The 25,914-nt window shown below is 69.5% G+C and carries 22 protein-coding genes; 15 read left to right on the plus strand and 7 right to left on the minus strand.

The window, feature by feature from the left end; translation table 11 throughout:
- Positions 1-15 precede the first annotated feature (15 nt).
- The 5 genes from IB242_RS03555 (at position 16) to IB242_RS03575 (ending at position 5,404) form a co-directional block, all read left to right on the plus strand.
- Positions 16-507 (plus strand): DUF4189 domain-containing protein, encoded by a 492-nt coding sequence (locus tag IB242_RS03555; protein ID WP_192275928.1) that lies wholly within the window; start codon positions 16-18, stop codon positions 505-507.
- A gap of 112 nt (positions 508-619) precedes the next feature.
- On the plus strand, positions 620-1,117 hold the full coding sequence (locus IB242_RS03560; protein WP_192275930.1) for a DUF4189 domain-containing protein: 498 nt from the start codon (positions 620-622) through the stop codon (positions 1,115-1,117).
- Between the two features lie 170 nt (positions 1,118-1,287).
- Entirely contained in the window at positions 1,288-1,884 is a 597-nt protein-coding gene (locus IB242_RS03565) for a DUF4189 domain-containing protein (RefSeq protein WP_192275932.1), read from the plus strand.
- Between the two features lie 385 nt (positions 1,885-2,269).
- A complete protein-coding gene (locus IB242_RS03570) occupies positions 2,270-2,614 on the plus strand; it encodes a hypothetical protein (protein ID WP_192275934.1) in 345 nt (114 codons plus the stop codon).
- A gap of 546 nt (positions 2,615-3,160) precedes the next feature.
- A complete protein-coding gene (locus tag IB242_RS03575; RefSeq protein WP_192275936.1) occupies positions 3,161-5,404 on the plus strand; it encodes an EAL domain-containing protein in 2,244 nt (747 codons plus the stop codon).
- Between the two features lie 9 nt (positions 5,405-5,413).
- Here the strand turns inward: IB242_RS03575 and IB242_RS03580 are convergent, their stop codons facing one another.
- Positions 5,414-5,863, minus strand: a complete 450-nt coding sequence (locus tag IB242_RS03580; protein ID WP_192275938.1) for a GNAT family N-acetyltransferase — start codon at positions 5,861-5,863, stop codon at positions 5,414-5,416.
- Positions 5,860-6,945 (minus strand): substrate-binding domain-containing protein, encoded by a 1,086-nt coding sequence (locus IB242_RS03585; protein WP_192275940.1) that lies wholly within the window; start codon positions 6,943-6,945, stop codon positions 5,860-5,862. Before IB242_RS03585 ends, IB242_RS03580 begins: the two co-directional genes overlap by 4 nt.
- Before the next feature lie 200 nt (positions 6,946-7,145).
- On the opposite strand from IB242_RS03585, the gene IB242_RS03590 reads away from it, so the two are divergent.
- The 4 genes from IB242_RS03590 to IB242_RS03605 are packed head-to-tail and all read left to right on the plus strand — an operon-like array spanning position 7,146 to position 12,359.
- Positions 7,146-8,825: an OFA family MFS transporter gene (locus IB242_RS03590; protein ID WP_192275942.1), complete on the plus strand. Its 1,680-nt coding sequence runs from the start codon at positions 7,146-7,148 to the stop codon at positions 8,823-8,825.
- An 11-nt stretch (positions 8,826-8,836) separates the two neighbouring features.
- Positions 8,837-9,718 (plus strand): formate dehydrogenase accessory sulfurtransferase FdhD, encoded by an 882-nt coding sequence (gene fdhD / locus IB242_RS03595; RefSeq protein ID WP_225539991.1) that lies wholly within the window; start codon positions 8,837-8,839, stop codon positions 9,716-9,718.
- Entirely contained in the window at positions 9,715-12,069 is a 2,355-nt protein-coding gene (locus IB242_RS03600) for an FdhF/YdeP family oxidoreductase (RefSeq protein WP_192275946.1), read from the plus strand. Before fdhD ends, IB242_RS03600 begins: the two co-directional genes overlap by 4 nt.
- Before the next feature lie 14 nt (positions 12,070-12,083).
- Positions 12,084-12,359, plus strand: coding sequence for a hypothetical protein (locus IB242_RS03605; RefSeq protein WP_225540180.1), 276 nt, complete (start codon positions 12,084-12,086; stop codon positions 12,357-12,359).
- Positions 12,360-12,472: 113 nt separating this feature from the next.
- On the opposite strand, the gene IB242_RS03610 is transcribed toward IB242_RS03605, so the two are convergent.
- Complete coding sequence (locus IB242_RS03610) at positions 12,473-12,760, minus strand: hypothetical protein (protein WP_192275948.1); 288 nt, start codon at positions 12,758-12,760, stop codon at positions 12,473-12,475.
- Between the two features lie 157 nt (positions 12,761-12,917).
- On the opposite strand from IB242_RS03610, the gene IB242_RS03615 reads away from it, so the two are divergent.
- Entirely contained in the window at positions 12,918-14,180 is a 1,263-nt protein-coding gene (locus IB242_RS03615) for an MFS transporter (RefSeq protein ID WP_192275950.1), read from the plus strand.
- A gap of 217 nt (positions 14,181-14,397) precedes the next feature.
- On the opposite strand, the gene IB242_RS03620 is transcribed toward IB242_RS03615, so the two are convergent.
- Positions 14,398-14,859 carry a bacteriohemerythrin gene (locus IB242_RS03620; protein ID WP_192275952.1) on the minus strand — a complete coding sequence of 154 codons (462 nt, stop codon included), beginning with the start codon at positions 14,857-14,859 and terminating at the stop codon, positions 14,398-14,400.
- A 174-nt stretch (positions 14,860-15,033) separates the two neighbouring features.
- Here IB242_RS03620 and IB242_RS03625 point away from each other — a divergent pair, with 174 nt between their 5' ends.
- A complete protein-coding gene (locus tag IB242_RS03625) occupies positions 15,034-16,563 on the plus strand; it encodes a leucyl aminopeptidase (RefSeq protein WP_192275954.1) in 1,530 nt (509 codons plus the stop codon).
- A gap of 41 nt (positions 16,564-16,604) precedes the next feature.
- Here the strand turns inward: IB242_RS03625 and IB242_RS03630 are convergent, their stop codons facing one another.
- From IB242_RS03630 to IB242_RS03640, 3 genes are all read right to left on the minus strand, one after another.
- Positions 16,605-17,879, minus strand: coding sequence for a diguanylate cyclase (locus IB242_RS03630; protein WP_225539993.1), 1,275 nt, complete (start codon positions 17,877-17,879; stop codon positions 16,605-16,607).
- A gap of 107 nt (positions 17,880-17,986) precedes the next feature.
- The gene (locus IB242_RS03635; protein ID WP_192275958.1) at positions 17,987-19,264 is read right to left on the minus strand and encodes an FAD-binding oxidoreductase; all 1,278 of its coding nucleotides are present in this window, start codon (positions 19,262-19,264) and stop codon (positions 17,987-17,989) included.
- Positions 19,265-19,414: 150 nt separating this feature from the next.
- Positions 19,415-20,794: a glutamine synthetase family protein gene (locus IB242_RS03640; RefSeq protein WP_192275960.1), complete on the minus strand. Its 1,380-nt coding sequence runs from the start codon at positions 20,792-20,794 to the stop codon at positions 19,415-19,417.
- A gap of 189 nt (positions 20,795-20,983) precedes the next feature.
- On the opposite strand from IB242_RS03640, the gene IB242_RS03645 reads away from it, so the two are divergent.
- The 4 genes from IB242_RS03645 (at position 20,984) to IB242_RS03660 (ending at position 25,781) form a co-directional block, all read left to right on the plus strand.
- The gene (locus IB242_RS03645; protein WP_192275963.1) at positions 20,984-21,739 is read left to right on the plus strand and encodes a gamma-glutamyl-gamma-aminobutyrate hydrolase family protein; all 756 of its coding nucleotides are present in this window, start codon (positions 20,984-20,986) and stop codon (positions 21,737-21,739) included.
- A 22-nt stretch (positions 21,740-21,761) separates the two neighbouring features.
- Positions 21,762-23,144, plus strand: coding sequence for a glutamine synthetase family protein (locus IB242_RS03650; RefSeq protein WP_192275965.1), 1,383 nt, complete (start codon positions 21,762-21,764; stop codon positions 23,142-23,144).
- A gap of 103 nt (positions 23,145-23,247) precedes the next feature.
- Entirely contained in the window at positions 23,248-24,612 is a 1,365-nt protein-coding gene (locus IB242_RS03655; protein ID WP_192277689.1) for an aspartate aminotransferase family protein, read from the plus strand.
- 56 nt (positions 24,613-24,668) lie between these two features.
- A complete protein-coding gene (locus IB242_RS03660) occupies positions 24,669-25,781 on the plus strand; it encodes a polyamine ABC transporter substrate-binding protein (protein WP_192275967.1) in 1,113 nt (370 codons plus the stop codon).
- Positions 25,782-25,914 lie beyond the last annotated feature (133 nt).

The raw sequence follows: 25,914 nt of genomic DNA on the forward strand, positions 1-25,914 counted from the left end.
ACGCATGGAGGGCAGATGACGAAGGGCGTTCTTTTTGTATTGCTATGTGTTGCGGCCGGGGTCTCCCAGGCGCAGACGGCCTGTCCGTATGGCGCTGTTCCAGGGAGTGCCCTGTGTCTTCCGGATGAGATGGTTGACGAACAGCCAGTGCAGCAGAATCAGGTACGTTGGAGATCCAACTGGGGAGCGATCGCCTACGATCCCGATGAAGGCGTCGCCGGCACATCGCCAGGTCGGCCGACGAAGTCGGCCGCTAGAAGGGAGGCACTGGGCAAGTGCAGGCAGATGGGGGGGCGGAACTGCGCGATCACCATCATGTACGCCAATCAATGCGCAGTGATCGCCGAGCCGCCGCCGAGCGAGCAGGCGCGGTACACCTCGCATCGCTACGCCGCGACCGCGGACCAGGCTGCCAATCTCGCCTTGACGCAATGCGAGGAAGGAAATCCCGGCAAGCGGTGCAGCGTCATCTATTCGAACTGTGCGCTTTCCGTGCGGGTCAGATAGGAACAGGGACGATGGCACCGTTTTTCCAGCACAGAGTCAGTTTGGTGTGGAGGAGGCGTCGTGGTTCGCCGGTGTCTGCCAGGGCCCGACAGCGGAAGTGCGGAGGTGCGTGATGGGCAAGGTATGGGTGGCGCTCGTTGTTTCCGTGATCACCTGTTTCGCCGCGGAGGCGCCCGCGCAGACAGCGTGTCCGTACGGGGCGATTCCGGGAAGCGCGCTCTGCCTGCCGGATGAGGTCGAGGCCGCCCCGGAAGCCCAGCGCCAGCCACGCTGGAAGTTGACGTGGGGTGCGATGGCGGAGGATCCGGCCACCGGTTACGTCGGCACGACGACCGGCCAGCCTTCGAAACGGGCTGCTCGCCGCGCCGCACTCGCGAACTGCGCGAACATGGGCGGGCGCAACTGCAAATCCGTTCTGGAATACGAAAACCAGTGCGCCGTGGTGGCCGAGGCGATCGACACCTCCAACGGCTCGGGTGCGATCTACCAGGCCGGACCCACGGTCGAAGCAGCAACCGTTGCTGCGCTGCCACTGTGCAAGACGCACAACGCTGGCCGAGACTGCCAGGTCAACTATTCGAACTGCACGGCCCCGGTGCTTGTCAGATGAGCTTCGCATTTCGGGACGAGGTGGGTGCGCAGTCAGGAGGTGGGTGCGCATGCTTGTCCGCTGGGGTGGACTCGTTGACGCAATGCGAGGAAGGGAATCTCGGCAAGCGATGCAGCACCATCTACTTGAACCGTGCGTTTTCCGTTCCGGCCAGAGTAGGAACAGGGACGATGGCGCCGATCTTCCAGCATCGAATCGGACCAGTGTGGCGGATTGCCGCACTGTATGTCTTCATGCCTGACGGTGCGCCACCGCGGGGGAGAATGATGCGCACAAAAGTGTTCGCGGCGTTCGTTGTTTCTGCGATCGCCTGCTTCGCCGCGGGGGCGCCCGCGCAGACAGCGTGTCCGTACGGGGCGATTCCGGGAAGCGCGCTCTGCCTGCCGGATGAGGTCGACGCTGCGCCGGAAGCCCAGCGCCAGCCACGCTGGAAGTTGACGTGGGGTGCACTGGCAGAGGATCCGGCCACCGGTTACGTCGGCACGACGACAGGCCAGCCATCGAAACGGGCTGCGCGGCGTGCTGCGCTCGCGCAGTGCAAGGCAATGGGAGGGCAGCAATGCAGACCGGTTCTGGAGTACGAGCATCAATGCGCAGTGGCGGCTGAGCCGATCGACACGTCCAGCGGCTCGAGTGCGGTCTATCGGGCCGGAGCCACCATCGAGGCTGCGACCCTCGCGGCGTTGCCGCTTTGCAGCGAACACAATGGCGGGCGCGACTGTCAGATCAATTACTCGAACTGCACGGCCCCGGTGCTTGTCAGATGAGAGCAGTTCTTCAGAAAAATGCGGTTGCTTGCCCGGGATGCCGTAGCCCGGCAGGCCCGTGCGGGCGCATCGTCCATGGCAGAACCCCGCGGGCACCGCGGACCGACAGGACATTGCATCCTTGGATGCGAGCCGGGAAGAACGAGGCAGAAGCGCTCTCCTGTCAGGCCGGGCATGGAAGCCAGCCTTTCCCCGCACGGTCGGAACGTTGTCCGGGCACGGTTCTGTTTTCCCGGTGGACGGCCGACCAGCAGGCATGGAGGCAGCGATCAGTGGGCGGTGGCGCAGACCGGACACGCAGTTTCGACACACGGGGACCTGAAAATGCGCTTGCCGGTGGTATCGCCGGCATCTGGGGAAGCGCCCAACCGGAGAAGGAAGGATCATGAAGACCACCATCCGCATCGGTGTCGTCGCGCTCGGCCTGTTCGGGTTCGAACTGGCCGCGCAGAACCCCCGGCTCGATTACCGGCAGCAGGACCCGTTCCTGTTCTGCACCGAAGGGCAGGACGAGCGACTGGACCCTTTGCCGTGCTGGAAGCCGATCCCGCCGTTCACCGGGCAATACATCGAGATGCCGTACTGCCAGCCTTACAGCAAGTACGGCAAGCCGTGGACGTTCCACGACCGGCGTTCGCTGCAGCAGTATCGGCAGGTCTGCCCGCGCGGAATCCAGCCGGGTGCATGGGACGGTCCGGGGCGCCCGGACGTCACTCCCCGGGTGCATTGAGCCCAGGTGCCAGCGGATACGCGTGGACTGGCACGTCACGCGCCGGCCAGACCGGCTGCGACGTCGGCGTCGTTCCTGTTTCTCGTGGCGAATGATGGCTGCTGCCTGACGCCTTCGTCGAACGAGGCAGGCTCCTTAAGCGGATGCATGTCGTCCGGAGCCCGGCGCAGGGGGTGAAGTCACCGGGGATGCAGTCTCTTTCGCGGAGCGACCCGGATTTGTCCTGTCAGATTCCCACGGGTGGGCCCAGAGGCGCCGGGGCGCGTCGCGCGTGATCCTTGCCGGCAAAGCGACGCGGACACACTGCGGCGTATGGATGGGGGCAGGCCTGTCCCGCGCCGCGGTCCCTGAGTCGCCTGTCCTGATGGACAAGGCCCCGTTCCGGTTTGCGCGGTGGCCACCGCTGGTCGCGTCCATCGCCGCCATGCTCGCCGCCGCTAAAGTTTCCTGCCACGCTGGCCGTTGAATGCTGGGAAGCTGGAGGACGTGCGCGTGGCAGTTGGCCTGGCAACGGCGAAGACTTTGGGAGCTGGGCAGGACGCAGGCATGAGCGGCAGTGAGCACATCGCCGACCGGGCCGACGCGTGGATGACGGCGCAGGCGCTGGACGCCAGCGCGTCGCCGGCCTACATCACCGATGCGCGCTGGCGCATCGTCTACGTCAACGCCGGCTTCGTGCAGCTGTGCGGCTACGACCTCGACCAGGCGCGCGGCCGGACGCCGGCGGAACTGCTGGCGCCGGACCTCGATGCCGGGCAGCTGGTGCGGATGCTGGAAGGGTTCGGCCAGGGCAGGGCGTGTCGCCACGACCTGCTGCTGGCGTTGCCGGACCAGCGCATCTGGGTCCAGGCGACCGATACGCCGGTCCATGACGCAGCCGGTACGCTCACCGGCGTGATCGGCGTGCTGACCGACATCACCCGTTCGAAACTGCATGAATCGCTGCAGCGCCGCGTGCTGGAGGCACTGGTCCGGGACCAGCCACTGGAAGCGACGATGACCCTGCTGTGCCAGGAGGTCGAGCGGATGGCGCCCGGCGCGGTGGCGTCGATCCTGAGCGTCGACCGCGACGGCCGCCTGCATCCGCTGGCCGCACCGGCGCTCGATCCGGCCTACACGCGGGCATTGGAAGGCCTGGCCAGCGGCCCTGATGTCGGCGCGTGCGGTGCCGCCGCGGCGCGGGGCGAGCAGGTGCTGAGCATCGACATCGCCAATGATCCGGCCTGGGCGCCGTCCCGCCAGATGGTGCTGGCGCAGGGCCTGCACGCGTGCTGGTCGGCGCCGGTGCACGACAGCATCGGGCGGGTGATCGGCACCTTCGCGCTGTACTTCCGGCAGTCGCGCGGGCCGACCCCGATCGAGGAGTGCCTGGTCGAGGTCGGCACGCACCTGTGCGCGCTGGCGATGGACCGCGAAGAGTCGCGCCAGCACATCCGCCAGCTGGCCTTCTACGACAGCCTGACCGGCCTGCCCAACCGCTCGCTGCTGCTGGCCAAGGCCGACCGTGCGCTGTCCGAGGCCGCGCGCGACCAGCGCCAGGTGGCGGTGCTGTTCGTCGACCTGGACCGCTTCAAGCAGGTCAACGACGTGTTCGGTCACGCCCAGGGCGACGAACTGCTGCGCATCGTCGGCCGGCGCCTGTGCGAGCAGCGCCAGCCCGGGGACATCGTCGGCCGCCTGTCGGGCGACGAGTTCGTGCTGGTGCTGCCGGTCGACGAGCCGGGCCAGATCAGCGCCGCGCTCGACCATCTGCGCCTGCGCCTGGCCGAGTCCTGCCAGATCGGCGGGGTCGGCATGGCGCCCAGCGCCAGCATCGGCATCAGCCTGTTTCCCGGCGACGGCCACGACATCGAGAGCCTGCTGCAGCGTGCGGACATGGCCATGTACCAGGCCAAGAGCGCGCGCCGCGGCGGCGTGAGCTTCTACCGCGCGGACATGAACCGCTGGGTGCAGGAGCGCATGAGCATCGAATCGGCGCTGCGCGCGGCGCTGGCCGAGGGCGGTGCGGGGCTGTGGCTGGCCTACCAGCCGCAGGTGGACCTGGCCGACGCACGCCTGGTCGGCGTGGAGGCGCTGGCGCGCTGGCAGCACGAGGAATGGGGAGAGGTCTCGCCATCGCGCTTCATCGCCCTGGCCGAGGACACCGGCCTGATCCACGAACTCAGCGCCTGGGTGCTGCGCGGCGCCTGCCGCCAGCTGGCGCAATGGCGTCGGCAGGGGCTGCGGGTGCCGTCGGTGTCGGTGAACCTGTCGCCGATGGATTTCCACAATCCCGAGCTGCCCGTCCTGATCGGTGCGGAACTGGCCCGGCACGGGCTGGCGGCCCGGGATCTGGTGGTCGAGATGACCGAGGGCATCCTGCTCGACGGCGATCCGAACACCCAGGCCACGCTGCAGCGCGTGCATGCGCTTGGCATCCGCCTGGCGATGGACGACTTCGGCACCGGCTACTCCAGTCTGGCCTACCTGCGGCGCCTGCCGATCAGCGAGCTCAAGCTCGACAAGAGTTTCATCGACGACCTCGAGCGCGATGCGTCGAGCCGCGCGCTGAGCAAGGCGATCCTGACCATCTGCGAGAGCCTGGACCTGCGGGTGGTGGCCGAGGGCATCGAAGGCGAGCAGCAGTGCGAGATCCTGCGCCGCCAGGGCTATCACGCGGGACAGGGCTACCTGTTCTCGCGGCCGCTGACGCCCGATGCCTTCGCCGACTGGCTGCGTGCGCATGAGGTGGGGCAGGGCGGCGTCGCGCCGGCCTGCGCCGCCGGACCGGATCCGGAAGACGGCGGCTGAGCCGGCCGCTCAGGCCGGTTGCGGCGCCAGCGTCCTGCGCAGGAACCGCCGGGGCCGACCGGCGGGGAAATCCTCCAGCCGCCCGAACTCGACATACCCGTGCGCGCGGTAGAAGTCCGCTGCCTGCCAGGCGAAGGTGTCGAGAAACGCGCTGTGCGCCCCTGCCGCCAGCGCCCGCCGCTCCGCTTCCCGCAGCAACTGCGAGCCCAGGCCCTGGCCGCGGTGGTCGGCGGCGACCCACAGTGCGTCGATCGCCAGCCAGCCCAGATACACGGTGCCGGCCAGGCCGGCGATGCGGCGGCCCTGGGCGTCATGCAACTGCAGGGCGACCGGCTCCGTCGTGATGCCGCCCATCGCCTCGCGGTTGAACGCACGCAGGGCGGTGCAGATCGCGTCGATGTCCGCGTCGGTGGCGGCCGACAGGCGGACCCCGGGTGGAAGGGCGGGGGGCGGATTCATCGCAGCAGCCTGTGGATCGAGAGAAACGCGTCTTCGAGCCGCTGGACCTGGCCGCAGTAGCTCGGATCGTAGCCGGGCAGCAGGCCGAGCTCGCGGCGCAGCCCGTCGCTGGCCAGCAGTTCCAGCAGCGGGCGCAGGCGGCCGCTGTCGAGGGTGGCGCTGCTGCAGACGAAGAAGTAGTGCTCGGTGACCACCGGGATGAAGTCCAGCCCGTACCGGCGCGCCGGCGGCTCCAGCCCGAAGCCGGCATCGGCCAGCCCGCTGGCGACGTAGGCGGCGACCGCGGCGTGGGTCAGCTCCTCCACGTCGCAGCCGTGGATCCGCGACACCTGCAGCGCCTGCCGCGCCAGCATGCATTCCAGCAGCAGGCGTGTGCCGGAGCCGGGCTGGCGGTGGATGAAGCGCACGTCGTCGCGCAGCAGGTCGGCCAGGGTGTGCAGGCGCTTGGGGTTGCCAGGCGGCAGGATCAGGCCCTGGCGGCGCATGGCCAGGTGGACCACGCGGTCGCGCGACAGGTCCAGGCGGCCGAGGTAATGCCGCAGCAGGTCGGCCTCCAGCTCGCCGATCGGCAGGTGCAGCCCGGCGAGGTCGCAGGCATCGTTGCGCAGCGCGGTCAGGGCGTCGTCCGGACTGCGGTACTTCAGGTCCAGCGGCACGTCGGCGTCGGCCATGAAGCGGCGTACCGTTTCCACGCCGAACCCGTGCGAGGCATGCACGCGCAGCGGCGCCACCTCGCGTCGCAGGCTGCGCTGCAGCTCGGCCTCCAGCTCGGTGGCCAGGCTGTCCAGGGTGGGCGACAGGCGTGCGGCGATGCGCTTGTCGGCCCAGACCAGGCGCTCGCCGATCGGCGTGAGCTGGGCGCCGCGGCCGCGCGTGGCGCGCAGCAGCGGCTGGCCGAACTGCCTGCGCGCCTGCTGCAGCACGCCCCAAGCGTAGCGGTAGGAGAGGTCGATCTGGCGGCAGGCGGCGGCCAGCGATCCGGTCGCGTGGACCGCCAGCAGCAGCTCGATCAGCCGCGCCGGCAGGCGGGTGCCGCCCGGCGTCTGCAGTTCCCAGTGCGGGCGGATGTGAACCTTGTACATGGGCTTCCCCGGTCGCCCGATGCTGCATCGCGCGACATGGATGTGGCCGATTCAATCGGCTGTCGATGACAGATTATTAGACCATCGAGTTCTGCGCCATGGCGGGAAGCTGTACTAATCTCGCGCCCTTGCCGGCATGCTCAATATGTTCGTGAAGACATATTGGTGGTGCCGCCGCCGCAGCACGTCGAGGAGGGGGCATGAGCACCACCGGAAATGCAGTCAGTCCGGCCGCCGTGGAAGGCAGCCTGTTGTCCAAGGAGCGGATCGTCGCCAGGCCGGGCTTCAACCGCTGGCTGGTCCCGCCGGCGGCGCTGGCGATCCACCTGTGCATCGGCATGGCCTACGGCTTCAGCGTGTTCTGGCTGCCGCTGTCCAAGGCCGTCGGCATCGATGCGGCGGTCGCCTGCGGCGCCGAGATGTGGTTCTTCCAGCGCATCTTCTCTACCACCTGCGACTGGAACATCAGCGAACTGCAGTGGATGTACACGCTGTTCTTCGTGCTGCTGGGTTGTTCGGCCGCGATCTGGGGCGGCTGGCTGGAACGTGTCGGCCCGCGCAAGGCCGGTTTCGTGGCCGCGCTGTGCTGGTGCGGCGGCCTGCTGATCTCCGCGCTGGGCGTGCATCTGCACCAGATCTGGATGCTGTGGCTGGGCTCGGGCGTGATCGGCGGCATCGGTCTGGGCCTGGGCTACATCTCGCCGGTGTCGACCCTGATCAAGTGGTTTCCCGACCGCCGCGGCATGGCCACCGGCATGGCGATCATGGGCTTCGGCGGCGGTGCGCTGATCGGCAGCCCGCTGGCCGACCTGCTGATGCGCCACTTCGCCACCCCGACCTCGGTCGGCGTGTTCGAGACCTTCCTGGTCATGGCCGGCCTGTATTTCGTGTTCATGATGGCCGGCGCGTTCGGCTACCGGGTGCCGCCGACCGGCTGGAAGCCCAAGGGCTGGACCCCGCCGCCGGCCAGCAACAATGCGATGATCACCCGTGGCCATGTCCATGTGAGCAAGGTCTGGGGCATCCCGCAGTTCTGGCTGGTCTGGGGCGTGCTGTGCCTGAACGTGTCGGCGGGCATCGGTGTGCTGGGCCTGGCCTCGCCGATGCTGCAGGAAATGTTCGGCGGACGCCTGATCGGCGTCGACGTGGGGTTCCGCGACCTCAGCGGCGAGCAGCTGTCGGCCATCGCCGCGATCGCGGCCGGCTTCGTCGGCATGCTGAGCCTGGCCAACATCCTCGGCCGGTTCTTCTGGGCCTCGATGTCGGACAGGTTCGGCCGCAAGATGACCTATTCGATCTTCTTCGTGCTCGGCATCGCGCTGTACGCGATGGCGCCGACGCTGGGCAGCACCGGCTCGATCGCGCTGTTCGTGGCAGCGTTCTGCGTGATCCTGTCGATGTACGGCGGTGGTTTCGCCACCGTGCCGGCCTACCTGGCCGACCTGTTCGGCACCCAGCACGTCGGCGCCATCCACGGCCGCCTGCTGACCGCCTGGGCCACCGCGGGCATCCTCGGCCCGTTCGTGATCGGCTACATGCGCGAGTACCAGCTCGGCCTGGGCATGCCGCCGTCACAGGTCTACAACACCACCATGTACATCCTCGCCGGCATGCTGGTGCTTGGCCTGGTCTGCAACCTGCTGGTGCGTCCGGTCAACCCGAAGCACTTCATGAGCGACACCGAGCTGGCGCGCGAGAAGCAGCTGGCGCATGAGAAGGTCGATGCCAGCGGCGTGTCGCTGGTCTCGCAGGCGGACATGGATCGCATCGGCAACGGCGGCCATCCGCTGCTGGTCGTCCTGGCCTGGCTGGCGGTCGGCATCCCGCTGGCCTGGGGCATGTGGATCACCCTGCAGAAGGCCTTCGTGCTGTTCCACTGATGGTTGACGCGATGGGTACCCCGGCCAAGCCAGCACTGGCGTCCTCCTCCCCCGGCGCCGTCGCGCGCCAGGTCGAACGCAGCCGCGCGGGCATCCGCGTGACGGCAAGCGACCTGGTGGCGGCCGAGGTGCCCGTCGCGTTCGCCTTCAACGGCGAGCCCTTCGTGGTGATGATGGCCACGCCCGAGGACATCGCCGATTTCGCGCTGGGCTTCGCGCTCAGCGAGGGCATCGTCGCCACCGCGGACGAACTGCGCGTGGCCGGTGTGCAGACCCATCTGGAAGGCATCGCGGTGGCGCTGGAAATCCCGCCGGCGCGGGCCGAGGCGCTGCTGCTGCGTCGGCGCAACCTGCAGGGCCGCAGCGGCTGCGGCGTCTGCGGCAGCGAGTCGATCGAGGCGGTGCTGCGCACACCGCCCCCCCTGCCGGAAGGCGGCAGGGATTTCGCTGCCGAGGCCCTGGCCACCGCGATGCGCGCGCTGGCGCAGCGTCAGCCGCTGAACACGATGACCGGCGCGATCCACGCCGCCGGCTGGGCCGATGCCGATGGCCGGCTCCTGCTGGTCCGCGAGGATGTCGGCCGGCACAACGCGCTGGACAAGCTGATCGGCGCGATGCAGCACGCCGGCATCGATCCGGCCACCGGGTTCGCGGTGGTCACCAGCCGCGCCAGCTACGAAATGGCGATGAAGGCCGCGCAGGCGCGGATCGCGTTGCTGGCGGCGATCTCGGCGCCGACCGCGCTGGCGATCGCGCTGGCCGATTCGGCCGGCCTGACCGTGGCCGGCTTCGTCCGTGGCGACGACCACGTGATCTATACCCATCCCTGGCGGCTGCGACAGGCGCAGGTGACGCCGTCGCACGGCGATGCAGGCAGGAGCGATACACCATGAGCAGGCAGCCGATCCGCAGGTACGACGCACCGGCCGGTGGCTGGGGCGCGTTGAAGAGCGTGGCGAAACATCTGACCGAGCAGGGCGTGCCGGTCGCGGGCGCGAAGACGCTGCTGCACGCCAACCAGCCCGACGGCTTCGACTGCCCCGGCTGCGCCTGGCCCGACCGCGACCACACCTCGACCTTCGAATTCTGCGAGAACGGCGCCAAGGCCGTGGCCGCCGAAGCCACCAGGCATCGCGCCGGCCCCGAGCTGTTCGCCAGGTACAGCGTCGCCCAGCTGGCCGGCTACAGCGACTACTGGCTGGAGCAGCAGGGCCGGCTGACCACGCCGATGCGCTACGACGCGGCCACCGACCACTACGTACCGACCAGCTGGGACGAGGCGTTCGCGCTGATCGCCTCGCATCTGAATGCGCTGGCGTCGCCGGACGAGGCGATCTTCTACACCTCCGGCCGCACCTCGAACGAGGCCGCGTTCCTGTACCAGCTGTTCGTGCGCGAGTACGGCACCAACAACTTCCCCGACTGCTCGAACATGTGCCACGAGTCCTCCGGTACCGCGCTGAAGAAGCAGATCGGCGTGGGCAAGGGCACGGTATCGCTGCACGATTTCGAGCAGGCCGATGCGATCCTCATCTTCGGCCAGAACCCGGGCACCAATCACCCGCGCATGCTCGGCGAGCTGCGCGAGGCGGCCAGGCGGGGCTGCAGCATCGTCGCCTTCAATCCGCTGCGCGAGCGCGGGCTGGAGCGCTTCGCCGATCCGCAGGACAAGCTGGAAATGATGACCAACGGGTCGACGCGGATCGCATCCCACTACTTCCAGCTGAAGATCGGCGGCGACCTGGCCGCAGTGAAGGGGATGATCAAGCACGTGCTCGAGCGCGACGTGGAGGTCACCGGCAACGGCGGCGCCTCGCTGCTCGACCACGCCTTCATCGCCGAGCACACCGCGGGCTTCGATGCCTTCGTCGCCGACGTGCAGGCCGAGTCCTGGGACACGATCATCGCCGAGTCCGGGCTGGACGAGGCGCAGATCCGCCGCGCCGGCGAGATCTACCTGAAGGCCGAGCGCGTGATCGCCTGCTGGGGCATGGGCGTGACCCAGCACAAGCACTCGGTGGCCACGATCAACATGATCACCAACCTGCTGCTGCTGCGCGGCAATCTCGGCCGCGAGGGCGCGGGCGCCTGCCCGGTGCGTGGCCACAGCAACGTGCAGGGCGACCGCACGATGATGATCTACGAGAAGCCGCCGGCCGCGTTCCTGGACCGCGTGCAGCAGGTGTTCGGCTTCGACCCGCCACGGCACGAGGGGTACGACACCGTCGCTGCGATCGAGGCGATGATCGATGGCCGGGCGAAGGTGTTCTTCGGCATGGGCGGCAATTTCGCGATCGCCACGCCGGACAGCGAGGCCACCGCGCGCGGCCTGCGCCGCTGCGCGCTGACCGTCAACGTCACCACCAAGCTCAACCGCAGCCATCTGGTCCATGGCACCGATGCGCTGATCCTGCCGTGCCTGGGCCGTACCGAGATCGACGTGCAGGCCGCCGGCCCGCAGGGCGTGACGGTGGAGGACTCGATGAGCATGGTGCACCTGTCATCGGGCATCAATCCGCCGGCCTCGGACACGCTGCTGTCGGAGCCGGCGATCGTCGCCGGCCTGGCCCATGCCACGCTCGGCGCGCGCTCGCAGATCGCCTGGCTGGACGTGGTGCAGGACTACGACCGGATCCGCGACATGATCGCGGCCACCTTCGACGACTTCCACGACTTCAACACCCGCGTGCGCGTGCCCGGCGGCTTCCGCCTGTCCAACACGGCGCGCGACCGGCAGTGGGCCACCGCGTCGGGCAGGGCCAACTTCATCGCCGCCGCGGTGCCGACCGACAACCCGATCCACCTGGCGCGCCGGATGCGCGGCACCCAGCCGGTGTTCAATCTTGCCACCACGCGTTCGCACGACCAGTACAACACCACGGTCTACGGCCTGGACGACCGCTACCGCGGCGTGTTCGGCGAGCGCCGGGTGCTGTTCATCAGTGCGGCCGACATCGCTGCGCTGGGCCTGAAGGCCGGCGACTGGGTGGATCTGGAAAGCCTCAGCGACGATGGCGTACGCCGTCAGGCGCGCCGCTTTCTGCTGGTCGAGTACGACATCCCGGACGGCTGCCTAGCCGCGTACTACCCGGAGACCAATCCGCTGGTGCCGTTGTCCAGCTACGCCGACGAATCGCGCACGCCGACCTCGAAGTCGGTACCGGTGGTGGTGACCCCGCACGTGGCCGAGACCGGGCAGGGCAGCGGTGCGCCGCGCGACATCCGCCTGAACCTGGTCGACTGATGGCCGGCGGCACGATGGAGACGCAGGACGGCCCGCAGCAGCCGGAGCCCGGGCTCGACCCGCTGGAGCAGGCCGTGCTGGGCGAGCTGCTGAAGGAGGCCGACGGCATCTCGCTGCCGCGGCTGACCAAGCGCCTGGGCGTGCGCATGAGCGTGCTGTTGCGCACGCTGGCCTGGCTGGGGGAGGATAGCATCGGCGGCCAGCCCGGCCGCGGCTGGACGCGGGTGGAAGAGCGCGGCGACAGGACCTTCGCCGTGCTGACCGAGGCGGGCCGGCGGGCAGTGGACTAGGCACCAGGCCATCGCGGCACCGCACGATGCCGCGTCACCAGCGGCGGTGTCCGGCGCAACCGGCACAAGGGCTCACTCTTCAGGTGCATCGGGCACGAGCTTGCCGGCGCCGATCACGCCCTCAAGGCCAGCCCCGTATCGAGCCAGGCGATCGCCAGGCCCACTCCTGCAGCGGCGACGATGCGACGCCATGACGCCGCCTCGCAGGAGCGCGCTCGAGCGCGACCACCATCGATCCGCAGCGGCGAGCGCGTCTTGCGCAAGGCAATCACCACCCATGCGGCTTCTGCGCGGAAGAACCGCGGCTCATGCGTGGTCCGTGCCGGATCTCCGCGGCCCGCGACCACCATCGGCCCGTCATCGTCGGTGCCTTTCCTGTGCGCGGCAGGCGCCGTACGCATGGCAACTCCAGAGGTGGGCCATGCCGGCAGACGCAGGATCCGCGGCCAGGATCGGGGTTTGCCTGCAGGGCGCTGCCCATGGGCTGCCACCGGCAGCGCCGCGCCCGCCCGATCTGCCAGAATCGGCCGGTCCTCCTGCAGCCGTCCTGCCCGTGACATGAGCGCCCCCGCGTCGCCCCGCCGGATCCTGTTCGCCAGCCTGATCGGCACCACGATCGAGTTCTTCGATTTCTACATCTACGCCACCGCCGCGGTGCTGGTATTCCCGACGCTGTTCTTCCCGGAGGCCGAGCCGGCGGCGGCGACGCTGCAGTCGCTGGCCACCTTCGCGCTGGCGTTCTTCGCGCGGCCGCTGGGCTCGGCCCTGTTCGGCCACTACGGCGACCGGGTCGGGCGCAAGGCCACGCTGGTGGCCGCGCTGCTGACCATGGGCGTCTCCACCGTGCTGATCGGCCTGCTGCCGACCCACGCGCAGATCGGCGTACTGGCCCCCGCGCTGCTGGCGCTGTGCCGCTTCGGGCAGGGCCTCGGCCTGGGTGGGGAGTGGGGTGGGGCGGTGCTGCTGGCCACCGAGAACGCGCCGCCGGGCAGGCGCGCCTGGTACGGCATGTTCCCGCAGCTGGGCGCGCCACTGGGCTTCCTGTGCTCGACCGGCATCTTCCTGCTGCTGACCCATTTCCTCAGCGACGCGCAGTTCTTCGCCTGGGGCTGGCGCATCCCGTTCCTCGCCAGCGCCGCGCTGGTGCTGGTCGGGCTGTGGGTGCGGCTGCGGATCACCGAGACACCGGCCTTCCAGAAGACCCTGGATCACGGCGAGCGCGAACGCCTGCCGATGGCCACGGTGCTGACGAAACACCCCGGCGCGCTGCTGGCCGGCACGCTGGCCCTGATGGCCACCTTCGTCCTGTTCTACCTGATGACGGTGTTCGCACTGAGCTGGGGGACGGCCGAACTCGGATACGGCCGCGAGCAGTTCCTGCTCCTGCAGATGGTCGGCGTGCTGTGCTTCGCGGCGACGATCCCGCTGTCGGCGCTGTTCGCCGACCGGCACGGGCGCCGCCTGGCGATGATCCTGGCCTCGCTCGGTATCCTGGTGTTCGGCCTGCTGTTCGCGCCGCTGTTCGCCTCGGGCAGTCCGTGGCAGGTGCTGGCCTTCCTGTGCATCGGGCTGGCGCTGATGGGACTGACCTACGGGCCCTGCGGCACGATCCTGGCCGAGATGTTCCCGACGCCGGTGCGCTACACCGGCGCCTCGCTGGCGTTCAACCTGGCCGGCATCCTCGGTGCCTCGCCGGCGCCGTACATCGCGACCAGGCTGGCCGGCAGCCTGGGTCTGTCCTGGGTGGGCTACTACCTGAGCGCGGCGGCTGCGCTGACCCTGCTGGCGCTGCTGATGATTCCGCGGCGGCCGGCGCACTGAGCGACGCATCCCCGTCTGCCGCGCGTGCTCGTACGTGTCGCAGGCGCCATGGGCCTCACCCGTGATGCGGTGTCGTGTCGCGGCGTGGTCGGGAACGGAGAGGCGACATCGCATGCGCAGCCACGGTACGCGCTGCTGCGCGGCGTGGGATCCGCCAGCGACGCCCGCTGCGGCCGCGGAGCGCGCCGCACCGCAGGCATGGCGCTGCCTGGCCGCCTCAGCGGAACAGGCGCCCGAGCGTGCGCCGCAGCCAGCCGCCCTGCTCGTGCTCGCGGGTGAAGCGGTCCAGGTGCCGGCGCACCCGCTCGGAGTAGGCCTTGTCGTCGTTGCGGATGTGGTTGAACAGCCAGCGCGACAGCATGTTCTTGAGTTCGTCGGCCACGTCCTCGCCGGCCTGGAAGCGCATCCGGTATTCGGCGACGCGCCTGGTGAAGATCTCATGCACCCGCTTGTGCGCGTGGCAGAACGGATAGCCGGCTTCCTCCATCAGTTCTTCCTCGAAGGCGAAATGCGACAGCGTGTAGTCGACCATCTCGTCGATGACGTCGCCGACGGCCAGCCGCGACATGCCGCTCTGCGCGGCGTGCAGCTGGTTGATCATGTCGACGATGCGGCGATGCTGGTCGTCGATCACCTCGATCCCGGTGTTCAGATCGTCCTGCCAGATCAGATGTGCCATGGCGCCCTCCTTGATGGGCGCAGGCTAGGCCGCGGCGCGGCGCGCGACCTTGATCGCGATCAAGCGCGTTTGGTGCGCGCTGCGTGCTGGCTTACAGTGCGGAAGCCACGCGATGCGGCGTGCCGGATCGGCCCGCGTCGCCCTCGTCCCGCCCATTCAAGGAGTCCCCGCCGCATGCTGCGTGCCGCCTGCCTGTCCTCTGCGCTGTCCCTGCTGGTCTTTGCCGGCGCCGTCCATGCCACCCCGGAGGTGCGGTTTTCCGGCTACGAAGTCCCCGCCGATGGCGTGGTGGTGGTACCGGTCCGCGCAGGCGATGCGCCGGGTGAGGCGTTCGAGCGGGTCGACGCGGCCGCAGGCGGTGCGTTGCGCCGCGCGGTCGAGGCCACCGGTTTCAAGGCCGGCGAGCACGAACGGTTGAGCCTGGCCGGCATCGGTCCGTATGCGCAGGTGCTGCTGGTCGGCGTGGCCGGCGATACGCTGAGTGCGCGCCAGCTGCAGGACTTCGGCGGCCATGCGGTGCAGGGGCTCAAGGGCGATGCCGGCACTCCGGCGAACGTGCTGTGGAGCGGCAGCGAGCCGCAGGCGGCCGAGCACATCGCGCTTGGTGCGCAGCTGGGCGGCTATCGCTTCGACCGCTATCGCAGTGGCGAGGCGCCGGCCGCACGGACGCTGGTGGCGCGGACCGCCGCCGGCGCGTCGGCAGCGCAGGGCTACGCCAGCCAGTGGCAGCCGCTGGCGTCGGCGGTCGGTTTCGCCCGCGACCTGGTCACCGAGCCGGGCAACGTGGTGTCGCCGGAAGTCTTCGTCGAACGTGCGCGGGCGGCGTTCCGCGGCATGCCGAACGTGCGCGTGGAGGTACTGGACGTGCCGGCGATGGAGAAGCTGGGCATGGGCAGCCTGCTCGCGGTCGGGCAGGGCAGCGTGCGCCCGGCGCGGCTGCTGGTGGTGCGCTACGACGGCGGTGCGGCCGGCGAGGCGCCGCTGGCGTTCGTCGGCAAGGGCATCACCTTCGACAGCGGCGGCCTGTCGATCAAGCCGTCCGACGGCATGTGGCGCATGAAGTACGACATGACCGGCGCGGCGGTCACCACCGGCGCGCTGCTGGCGCTGGCCGGGCGTCGCGCGCCGGTCAATGCGGTGGCGGTGGCGGCGCTGGCCGAGAACATGCCGTCGGGGTCGGCATCGCGTCCGGGCGACGTGGTGCGCACCATGTCCGGCAAGACCTACGAAATCATCAGCGCCGATGCGGAAGGACGCATGGTCCTGGTCGACGCGCTCTGGTACGTGCAGCAGAACCACCAGCCGCGCGCGATCGTGGACGTGGCCACGCTCACCGGGGCGATCGTCACCGCACTGGGCGACGAATACGCCGGCCTGTTCGCCAACGACGAGACGCTGGCCGCACAGCTGGTCCAGTCCGGCACGGCCACCGGCGAGGAGCTGTGGCGGATGCCGATCCATCCCTCGTACGCGAAGGACCTGGAATCGCCGATCGCCGACCTGCGCAACGGCGGTGGCCGCCCGGGCGCGGGGACCGCGGCCTATTTCCTGAGCCAGTGGATCCAGGACGGCACGCCGTGGGCGCACCTGGACATCGCCGGCATGGCCTGGCGCGAAACCGGTGGCACCGCGACCTCGCCGGCGGGTGCGACCGCCTTCGGCGTGCGCCTGCTCGACCAGCTGGTCCGCGACCACTACGAATGAGCGCCGGGGCGGCCCGCCGGTCGGCGGGCCGTCGCGCTTGCTCAGGGCGAGAGCACCACGCGGTTGCGGCCGCCGGCCTTGGCCAGGTAGAGGTTGCGGTCCGCCTCGGTCAGCAGGTGGTGGAGGCTGTCGCCGGGCATCGCCGCGCAGACGCCGATGCTGGCGGTCATCCGCAGCGCCTCGCCACGGATCGGCACCTGCAGCTCCTCGATCCGGCGCCGCAGCTGTTCGAAGTAGACGTGCAGCTCCGTGGCGTCCAGGCCGGGCACCAGCAGGCAGAACTCCTCGCCGCCGAAGCGGCCGATCTGGTCGTCGGCGCGCGCCTGCACGGAGACCTGCGCGGCGACCGCACGCAGCGCATGGTCGCCGGTCTCGTGGCCCCAGCTGTCGTTGATCCGCTTGAAGTGGTCGATGTCCAGCATCGCCACCGCGACATGGTCGTTGCCGTCCAGCAGCTGCGGCACCAGGCGCTCGGCCTGCTCCAGGAAGTGGCGGCGGTTGGGCAGGCCGGTCAGGAAGTCGCGCGTGGCCAGGTCCTGCAGGCTGCCGATCAGCTCGAGCTGGTCGACGTTCTGCGAGACCCGGCAGAAGAACTCCTCGCGCGAGAACGGCTTGCGCAGGAAATCGTTGGCCCCGTTCTTGAGGAAGCGCGCGACCAGGCCCGGGTCGTCGCGTCCGGAGATCCCGATCACCGCGACCCGGTCGCGCGCGCGCATCGCGCGCAGGCGCCGGGTCAGCTCGATGCCCTGCATGCCGGGCATCTCCTGGTCGACCACCGCCAGGCGGATGGTCGGGTCGGCTTCCAGCGCTTCCAGCGCGCTGGTGCCTTCGGCCGCCTGCACCACGCGGTAGCCGAACATCTCCAGCAGGCTGGACGCATAGGCGCGCGCCGAGGGCGAGTCGTCCACGACCAGCGCCGAGATGCGGCGGTTGCGCTCCAGGCGCTGGATCAGCCACAGGATGTAGTCGAGGCTGCCGGGGGTGTTCTTGAGTACGAAGTCGATGATCTGCCGGCGCAGCAGCCGCTCGCGCAGGTCCTCGTCGTAGACGCCGCTGACGATCACCGTCGGCAGCCCGTGGCCCAGGAAGCAGTCGACGATCGCGTCGCGGTCGCCGTCGGACAGCACCAGCCCGGTGAGCACCATGAACCAGTCGTCGTGTTCGGCCAGTGCGCGGCGCGCGTCGGCCAGGCTGGCCGCCACCGTGACCGGCAGCTTCAGGGTCTGCTCGATCGCCTGTGCGACCAGCTGCACGTAGGCGCGCGAGTTCTCCACGAGCAGCACGCGCTGCGGCAGCGTGGAGGCGGGGACCGTCAATGGGAGAGCATGCATGCCGGCGCTGCGAAGGCAAACTGACCAGAGGTTAGCGGCCGGCAGGGCGCGGTCTTTAGATCTCGACCAAGGCGCGGTCCGCCAAGGCGGGTTCACCACAGCGCGTCGCGCAGCTTGTACCAGGCCATCGCCAGCACCAGCAGCGGCGTGCGCAGGGCGCGGCCGCCGGGGAAGGGCGCATGCGGGATCCTGGCGAACAGGTCCAGGCGCTCGGACTGGCCGCGGATCGCATCGGAGATCAGCCGCCCGGCCAGGCCGGTGCTGGCCACGCCATGGCCGGAGAAACCCTGCGCGAAGTACACGTTCGGCGTCAGCCGGCCCCAGTGCGGGGCACGGTTGAGCGAAATGTCGACGTAGCCGCCCCACAGGTACTCGACCGGCACGTCCGCCAGCTGCGGGAACACGGCGCGGATGCGCCGGCGCATCACGCCGCGCAGGTTCGGTGGCGGGAAGCTCGAATAGCTGGCGCGGCCGCCGAACAGCAGGCGGTGGTCGCGGCTGAGGCGGAAGTAGTCCAGCGCCCAGTTCGCGTCGGACACGGCCATGTCGTTGCCGATCAACGCGCGCGCCGCCGCCTCGCCCAGCGGCGCGGTCGCGGCGATGTAGGTGCCGACCGGCATCACGCGCTGCTCCAGTTCGGGCGCGACGCCGCGCAGCCAGGCGTTGCCCGCCAGCACCGCGAAATCGGCCGCCACCTCGCCAGCAGCGGTCTTCAGCACCGGCCGCGTGCCCCGGACCAGCTGTGTGACGCGGGAGTGCTCGAAGATCCGCACGCCGGCCGCCATCGCCGCGCGGGCCAGGCCGAACACGTACTCGAGCGGGTGCAGGTGGCCGCTGGCCGGGTCGAATACCGCGCCGCGATAGCGGTCGCTGGCGAGCACGCCGCGCAGGCGTTCGCGGCCCCACCATTCCAGCGGATAGTCGTAGCGCTGCGCCATGTCGACGATGTCGGCGCGCAGCTCGCGCTCCTGGCGCGGCTTGATCGGCACGTGCGCATAGCCGTCGCGCCAGTCGCAGGCGATGCGGTGGCGGGCGATGCGGTCGCGCAGCAGCCCCATGCCCTCGCGCGACAGGTCGAACAGCCGGCGCGCGGCGTCATCGCCCAGCAGGTGTTCCAGCGTGGACTGCTCGCAGCCGTAGCCGACGATGGCCTGGCCGCCGTTGCGGCCGGAGGCGCCCCAGCCGATCCGCTCGGCTTCCAGTACCACCACGCGGTAGCCGGCCTCGGCCAGGTCCAGCGCGGCGCTCAGCCCGGTGAAGCCGGCGCCGAGGATGCAGACATCGGCGTCGAGGCAGCCGTGCAGCGCCGGCTGTTCCGGCAGTGGCGCGGCGCTGGCCGCATACCAGCTGGGCGGGTAGGCCGGGCTCATCGCATGCCTCCGTGCGCATGCCGGCATGCTCGCGCGAACCACCGCTCGCAGGCGGGACGTGCGGCGGATGCGTCGTCGCGCACGGTCGCCCGATCGGCTCCACGGCCGCCGCCGATCCGGCCCATGGCCGGCCGCGCGCGCGGCACAGGCTCAGACCGTGCGCAGATACCAGGCATAGTCCAGGTCGGTGACTTCGGTCTGGAAATCGCGCATTTCCTTCAGCTTCTGCTGGCCGTAGATGTGGCGGAAGCGCTCGCCGTACCACTGCGCTGCGAAACCGCTGTGCAGGAAGGCGGCGATCGCCTCGGGCCAGGCCGGCGTGCGGGTTTCGACCTGCTCGTAGGCGTTGCCGGTGATCGGCGCGCCCGGGTCGCACCGCTGTTCAATGCCGTCCAGCATGCCGGCCAGCACTGCGGCGGCGACCAGGTAGGGATTGGCGTCGGCACCGGCGATGCGGTGCTCGATCCGCATGTTGGCCGGGTCGCTATGCGGCACGCGCATGGCCACGGTACGGTTGTTGAAGCCCCAGCTGTCGTTGAGCGGCACGAAGGCGTTGGCGACGAAGCGGCGGTAGCTGTTGGCGTGCGGGGCGAACAGCAGCAGGTTGTCCGGTGCGCTGCGCTGCAGGCCGCCGACGGCATGGCGCAGCGCGTCGGCCGGTGCCTCGGGCGTGCCGGCGAACAGGTTGCGGCCCTCGGTGTCGAGCACGCTGACATGCAGGTGCAGGCCGTTGCCGGCCTGGCCGGTCAGCGGCTTGGCCATGAAGCTGGCCAGCGCGCCCTGCTGCTGGGCGATGGCCTTGATGGTGCGCTTGAGCAGCACCGCGTCGTCGCAGGCGGCCAGCGCATCGTCGCGGTGCTTGAGGTTGATCTCGAACTGGCCGGGCGCGTACTCGGCCACGGCCGTGTCGGCGGGGATGCGCTGGGCGGCGCAGGCGGCGGCGACGGCGTCGATGAAGGCCTGGTTGTCGTCCAGGTCGTCCATCGAATAGACCTGTGTGCTCGCGTTGCGGCGGCCGCTGACAGGGTCCAGCAGGGTCTGCGGTCGGCCGTCGGGACCGGGCAGGCGGTCGAACAGGTAGAACTCCAGTTCGACCGCGACCACCGGGGTCAGCCCGCGCACGCGATAACGGTCCAGCACCCGTGCCAGCACCTGGCGCGGGTGCGCGTCGAACAGGGCGCCGTCACCGTCCTCCATCGCCAGCAGCAGCTGTGCGGCCGGCTGCGGCGACCACGGCACCGTCCGCAGCGTGCCGGCGACCGGCCGGCAGATGCGGTCCTCGTCGCCGATGTCGTAGCCCAGCCCGGTCTCCTCGACCGTGTTGCCGGTGATGTCGGCGGCGATCAGCGACATCGGCAGGCAGACGCCGTCGCGGTAGACCTTGGACAGGCTCGCGCCGGTGACGCGCTTGCCGCGCAGCACGCCGTTGGCGTCGGGCAGCAGCAGGTCGACGTGGGCCGGGCCGTCCTCGCCGAAGCCCTGCAGGGTCGCGCGGTCATCGGAAGACAGCAGGGCGGAGTCGGGGCGCATGGCAGGCACCGGGCCGGGGACGCTGGCAGCTTAACAGGGCCTGGTTTCGTCAAGAATACTCAACGCCCGGTCGCGCACCCGATGTTCCATGCCCGTTCCGTCGATGGCGGCGGCGCGGGAAGCCGCCGCCGTGTTGTAAAAATAAAACGCCCGGGGTACCTTGCCCAGACGCCATTGGACGCCTCGCGCATGGCTCTTCCGCCGCTGGTCGGCCTGCCCACCGACCGCAAACAGATCGGTCCGCATCCTTTCCTCGCAGCCGGCGAGAAGTACGTCCGCGCCGCCATCGACGGCGCCGGCGTGACCCCCGTGCTGCTGCCCGCGCTGCTGCCCTCCCTCGACGCCCGGCAATGGCTGACGCGCATCGACGGGCTGATGCTGACTGGCGCCTACAGCAACATCGAGCCGCACCATTACGGCACCGAATCGAGCTGGGAGGGCAACCTGCACGACCCGGCACGCGATGCGACCACGCTGGGCCTGATTCCCGACGCCATCGCGCTCGGCCTGCCGATCCTGGCGATCTGCCGTGGCTTCCAGGAGGTCAACGTCGCGCTCGGCGGCAGCCTGCACCAGAAGCTGCACGAAGTGCCGGGCCTGTCCGACCATCGCGAGCGTCCGGAGGATCCGCTCGAAACGCAGTACGCGCCGGTGCAGGACATCGCCCTGGCCGACGGCGGGCTGCTGGCGGCGATCGCCGGCGGTACGCATGCGAAGGTGAATTCGCTGCACGGGCAGGGTGTGGCCCGGCTCGCGGCCGGTCTGCAGGTGGAGGCCACCGCGCCGGATGGCGTGATCGAGGCGTTCCGCGGCAGCGGCCCCGGTTTCCTGCTCGGCGTGCAGTGGCATCCGGAATGGCAGGTCACCCGCGATCCGTTCTACCTGGGCATCTTCCGCGCCTTCGGCGATGCCTGCCGCCAGTACGCCGCCCGCCGCGGCCATTGACTCCCATCTTCCGGACCTTCCGATGAGTACCCGCCCGAGCCGCCGCAAGCCGACCACCGCCCAGCAGGAGAGCTCGCTGCGGCGCTGGCTGAAGGACCGGCGGATCACCGAGGTCGAGTGCCTGGTGCCGGACATCACCGGCAACGCGCGCGGCAAGATCATCCCGGCCGACAAGTTCTCGCACGACTACGGCACGCGTCTGCCGGAAGGCATCTTCGCAACCACCGTCACCGGCGACTATCCGGACGACTACTACGAACTGGTCTCGCCCTCGGACTCGGACATGCTGCTGCGGCCCGATCCTGAAACGGTGCGGATGGTGCCGTGGGCGGCCGACCCGACCGCGCAGATCATCCACGACTGCCAGACCAAGGATGGCAAGCCGCACGAACTGGCCCCGCGCAGCGTGCTGCGGCGCGTGCTCGAGGCCTACGAGGAACTCGGCCTGCGCCCGGTGGTGGCGCCGGAGCTGGAGTTCTTTCTCGTCCAGAAGAACACCGACCCCGATTTCCCGCTGCTGCCGCCGGCCGGCCGTTCAGGCCGCCCGGAGACCGCGCGCCAGTCGTACTCGATCGACGCGGTCAACGAGTTCGATCCGATCCTGGACCTGATGTACGACTACTGCGACGCGATGGAACTGGACGTGGACACGCTGATCCACGAATCCGGCGCCGCCCAGCTGGAGGTCAACTTCACCCACGCCGGCGCGCTGTCGCTGGCCGACCAGGTGTTCCTGTTCAAGCGCACCATGCGCGAGGCCGCGCTGCGCCACGGCATCTACGCGACCTTCCTGGCCAAGCCGATGGAGAACGAGCCGGGCAGCGCGATGCACATCCACCAGAGCGTGGTCGATGCCAGGGGCAACAACGTGTTCACCGGCAAGGGCAGGGCGCGGCACAGCCCGGTGTTCGGCCATTACCTGGCCGGCCTGCAGAAGTACGTGCCGATGGCGATGGCGTTCTTCGCGCCCAACGTCAATTCCTACCGCCGGCTGATGTTCGGCGAGGTCTCGCCGATCAACGTCGAGTGGGGCTACGACAACCGCACCTGCGGGCTGCGGGTGCCGATGGACACGCCGGAGAACATGCGGGTGGAGAGCCGGTTCGCCGGTTCCGATGCCAATCCCTACCTGGCGATGGCGGCGACCCTGGCCTGCGGCCTGCTCGGCATGCGCGAACGGCTCACGCCGACCGAGCCGCTGTCCGACAGCGCCCAGGACAAGGGCTTCACCCTGGCCCGGTCGCTGGGCGAGGCGCTGGACCAGCTGGAGGGCTGCGCGCCGCTGCAGGAGCTGCTGGGCGAACGCTTCGTGCGCGCCTACATCTCGGTCAAGCGCAAGGAGTACGAGACGTTCTTCCGCGTGATCAGCTCGTGGGAGCGCGAGTTCCTGCTGCTGAACGTGTAGGAGCGGCCCCGGTCGCGACCGCCATCCCGGAGGTGGCGGAGAATCATCGGCAGGGCGATGCCGTGGCACGAATCAGGCAACACGGATTTCCGGAGGAATGATGATCGACCCGATCCAGACGCGGGCCCTGCAGGACCTCGATGCCGCCCATCACCTGCATCCGTTCAATGACAACGCCGCGCTGGCGCAGAAGGGCACCCGCATCCTGACCCGCGGAGAAGGCTGCTACGTCTGGGATGCCGAGGGCAACAAGCTGCTCGACGCCTTCGCCGGCCTGTGGTGCGTCAACATCGGCTACGGCCGGCCCGAGCTGGGTGCGGCGGCGGCGCGGCAGATGACCGAGCTGGCCTACTACAACAGCTTCTTCCAGTGCACGACCGAGCCGACGATCCGGCTGGCCGCCAAGCTGGCCGAGCTGACCCCGGGCGATCTGAACCATGCGTTCTTCGTCAACTCCGGTTCGGAGGCCAACGACACCATCCTGCGCCTGGTCCGGCATTTCTGGGCGGTGCAGGACCAGCCGCAGAAGACCATCTTCATCGGTCGCCACGACGGCTACCACGGCACCACGATGGCCGGCGCCAGCCTTGGCGGCATGAAGGGCATGCACCGGCAGGGCGGCCTGCCGATCCCGGACATCCACCACATCGATCCGCCGTTCTGGTTCGCCGATGGCGGCGAGCTGTCCGAGGACGAGTACGGTCTGGTCGCCGCGCGCCGGCTGGAGGAGAAGATCCTCGCGCTGGGCCCGGAGCGGGTCGCGGCCTTCATCGGCGAGCCGATCATGGGCGCGATCGGCGTCTACATCCCGCCGCGCACCTACTGGCCGGAAATCGAGCGGATCTGCCGCCAGTACGATGTGCTGCTGGTCGCCGACGAGGTGATCTGCGGATTCGGCCGCACCGGCGAGTGGTTCGGTTCGCAGCATTTCGGCATCCAGCCCGATGTGATGACGATCGCCAAGGGCATCACCTCCGGCTACATCCCACTGGGCGCGGCGATGTTCAACGACCGCGTCGCCGGCGTGCTGAAGGCGCAGGGCGGCGAACTGGCGCATGGCGCCACCTACTCGGGCCATCCGGTGTGCGCGGCGGTCGCCCTGGAGAACATCCGGATCCTGCAGGACGAGAAGATCGTCGAGCGCGCCAGGGACGAGGTCGCCCCCTACCTGGCCCAGCGCTGGGCCGAGCTGGGCGAGCACCGGCTGGTCGGCCAGGCCCGGATCACCGGGCTGATGGGCGCGCTGGAACTGGTGCCGGACAAGTCCCGCCGCGCGTTCTTCCCCGAGCGTGGCGCGGTGGGCGCCCGCTGCCGCGACAACGCGCTGCGCAACGGCCTGATCCTGCGCGCCACCTGGGATGCGATGCTGCTGTCGCCGCCGCTGGTGTTGAGCCGGGACCAGGTCGACGAGCTGTTCGACAAGGCCTGGAAGGCGCTGGACGAGACCGCCGCACAGCTGGGCAAATGAGTACGGCGGGGGTACGCTGCCGCGATCGACTTCACACCACCCGAGGATTTTCCACGATGAAGCTGCGGACCCTGAGCCTGGGCATCGCCACCCTCCTGCTTGCCGCCTGTGGCGGCGGTGGCGACGGCGCCGGCGGCGCCGATGCCAAGGTATTGAACGTCTACAACTACTCGGACTACATCGCCGAAGACACGATCCCGAACTTCGAGAAGCAGACCGGGATCAAGGTCACCTATGACGTCTACGACAGCGACGAGATCGTCGAGACCAAGCTGCTGGCCGGTTCCAGCGGTTACGACATCGTGGTGCCGACGCTGAACTTCTTCGGCCGCCAGGTCCAGGCCGGCGTGTTCCTGCCGCTGGACAAGAGCAAGATCCCCAACCTGGCCAACCTCGACCCCAAGGTGATGGAGCGCATCGCCTCGCAGGATCCGGAGAACAGGTACGGCGTGCCGTACATGATGGGCACCACCGGCATCGGCTACAACGTCGACAAGCTGACCGCCGCGTTCGGCAGCACCGAGATCGCCTCCAGCTGGGACCTGATCTTCAAGCCCGAGAACATCGCGAAGATGAAGGACTGCGGTGTGACCCTGCTGGACACGCCGTCCGACATCATCCCGATCGCGCTGCATTACCTGGGCGAGGATCCGCACAGCGCCGACCCGGCCGCGCTGCAGCGGGCCGCCGATCTGATCAAGTCGATCCGCCCGTACGTGCAGAACTTCCACTCGAGCCAGTTCGTCGGTTCGCTGGCCAACGGCAACACCTGCCTGGTGGTCGGCTGGTCCGGCGACATCATCCAGGCCCGCGACCGTGCCGAGGAGGCCGGCAACGGCGTCAACGTCGCCTATTCGATCCCGAAGGAAGGCGCGCCGCAGTGGTTCGACATGCTGGCGATCCCTGCCGATGCCAAGCATCCGGACAACGCCTACGCCTTCATCAACTACCTGCTGGAGCCGAAGGTCGCCGCGGCCAACACCGACTTCATCCAGTACGCCAATCCGGTGAGGGAAGCGACGCCGCTGGTGGACGCGGCGATCCGCGATGACGCCACGATCTACCCGCCGGCGGAGGTCGCCGACAAGCTGTTCACCTACGCGATCAACTCGCCGGAAACCGACAAGCTGTACACGCGCCTGTGGACGGAGATCAAGACCGGCCGTTGAGGCGCGCAGCAGCACCGGCGACAGGCTGTCCCGCCGCCTCCCGACCGGAGGCGGCGCGGGGACCGGAGTGATCCGGTCCCCGGTGTCCGCACCGTCGCGCGCCTGAGGCCGCGCGGTGCGGACGTGCTGTACA

It is taken from the genome of Xanthomonas sp. XNM01 (assembly GCF_014851915.1).
In the GTDB taxonomy this organism is placed as follows: domain Bacteria; phylum Pseudomonadota; class Gammaproteobacteria; order Xanthomonadales; family Xanthomonadaceae; genus Pseudoxanthomonas.

Excerpts from the sequence above, each read along its gene's own strand:
- IB242_RS03555 (WP_192275928.1), top strand. The coding sequence starts at position 16 with ATGACGAAGGGCGTTCTTTTTGTATTGCTATGTGTTGCGGCCGGGGTC.
- IB242_RS03560 (WP_192275930.1), top strand. The coding sequence starts at position 620 with ATGGGCAAGGTATGGGTGGCGCTCGTTGTTTCCGTGATCACCTGTTTC.
- IB242_RS03565 (WP_192275932.1), top strand. The coding sequence starts at position 1,288 with ATGGCGCCGATCTTCCAGCATCGAATCGGACCAGTGTGGCGGATTGCC.
- IB242_RS03570 (WP_192275934.1), top strand. The coding sequence starts at position 2,270 with ATGAAGACCACCATCCGCATCGGTGTCGTCGCGCTCGGCCTGTTCGGG.
- IB242_RS03575 (WP_192275936.1), top strand. The coding sequence starts at position 3,161 with ATGAGCGGCAGTGAGCACATCGCCGACCGGGCCGACGCGTGGATGACG.
- IB242_RS03580 (WP_192275938.1), bottom strand. The coding sequence starts at position 5,863 with ATGAATCCGCCCCCCGCCCTTCCACCCGGGGTCCGCCTGTCGGCCGCC.
- IB242_RS03585 (WP_192275940.1), bottom strand. The coding sequence starts at position 6,945 with ATGTACAAGGTTCACATCCGCCCGCACTGGGAACTGCAGACGCCGGGC.
- IB242_RS03590 (WP_192275942.1), top strand. The coding sequence starts at position 7,146 with ATGAGCACCACCGGAAATGCAGTCAGTCCGGCCGCCGTGGAAGGCAGC.
- fdhD (WP_225539991.1), top strand. The coding sequence starts at position 8,837 with ATGGGTACCCCGGCCAAGCCAGCACTGGCGTCCTCCTCCCCCGGCGCC.
- IB242_RS03600 (WP_192275946.1), top strand. The coding sequence starts at position 9,715 with ATGAGCAGGCAGCCGATCCGCAGGTACGACGCACCGGCCGGTGGCTGG.
- IB242_RS03605 (WP_225540180.1), top strand. The coding sequence starts at position 12,084 with ATGGAGACGCAGGACGGCCCGCAGCAGCCGGAGCCCGGGCTCGACCCG.
- IB242_RS03610 (WP_192275948.1), bottom strand. The coding sequence starts at position 12,760 with ATGCGTACGGCGCCTGCCGCGCACAGGAAAGGCACCGACGATGACGGG.
- IB242_RS03615 (WP_192275950.1), top strand. The coding sequence starts at position 12,918 with ATGAGCGCCCCCGCGTCGCCCCGCCGGATCCTGTTCGCCAGCCTGATC.
- IB242_RS03620 (WP_192275952.1), bottom strand. The coding sequence starts at position 14,859 with ATGGCACATCTGATCTGGCAGGACGATCTGAACACCGGGATCGAGGTG.
- IB242_RS03625 (WP_192275954.1), top strand. The coding sequence starts at position 15,034 with ATGCTGCGTGCCGCCTGCCTGTCCTCTGCGCTGTCCCTGCTGGTCTTT.
- IB242_RS03635 (WP_192275958.1), bottom strand. The coding sequence starts at position 19,264 with ATGAGCCCGGCCTACCCGCCCAGCTGGTATGCGGCCAGCGCCGCGCCA.
- IB242_RS03640 (WP_192275960.1), bottom strand. The coding sequence starts at position 20,794 with ATGCGCCCCGACTCCGCCCTGCTGTCTTCCGATGACCGCGCGACCCTG.
- IB242_RS03645 (WP_192275963.1), top strand. The coding sequence starts at position 20,984 with ATGGCTCTTCCGCCGCTGGTCGGCCTGCCCACCGACCGCAAACAGATC.
- IB242_RS03650 (WP_192275965.1), top strand. The coding sequence starts at position 21,762 with ATGAGTACCCGCCCGAGCCGCCGCAAGCCGACCACCGCCCAGCAGGAG.
- IB242_RS03660 (WP_192275967.1), top strand. The coding sequence starts at position 24,669 with ATGAAGCTGCGGACCCTGAGCCTGGGCATCGCCACCCTCCTGCTTGCC.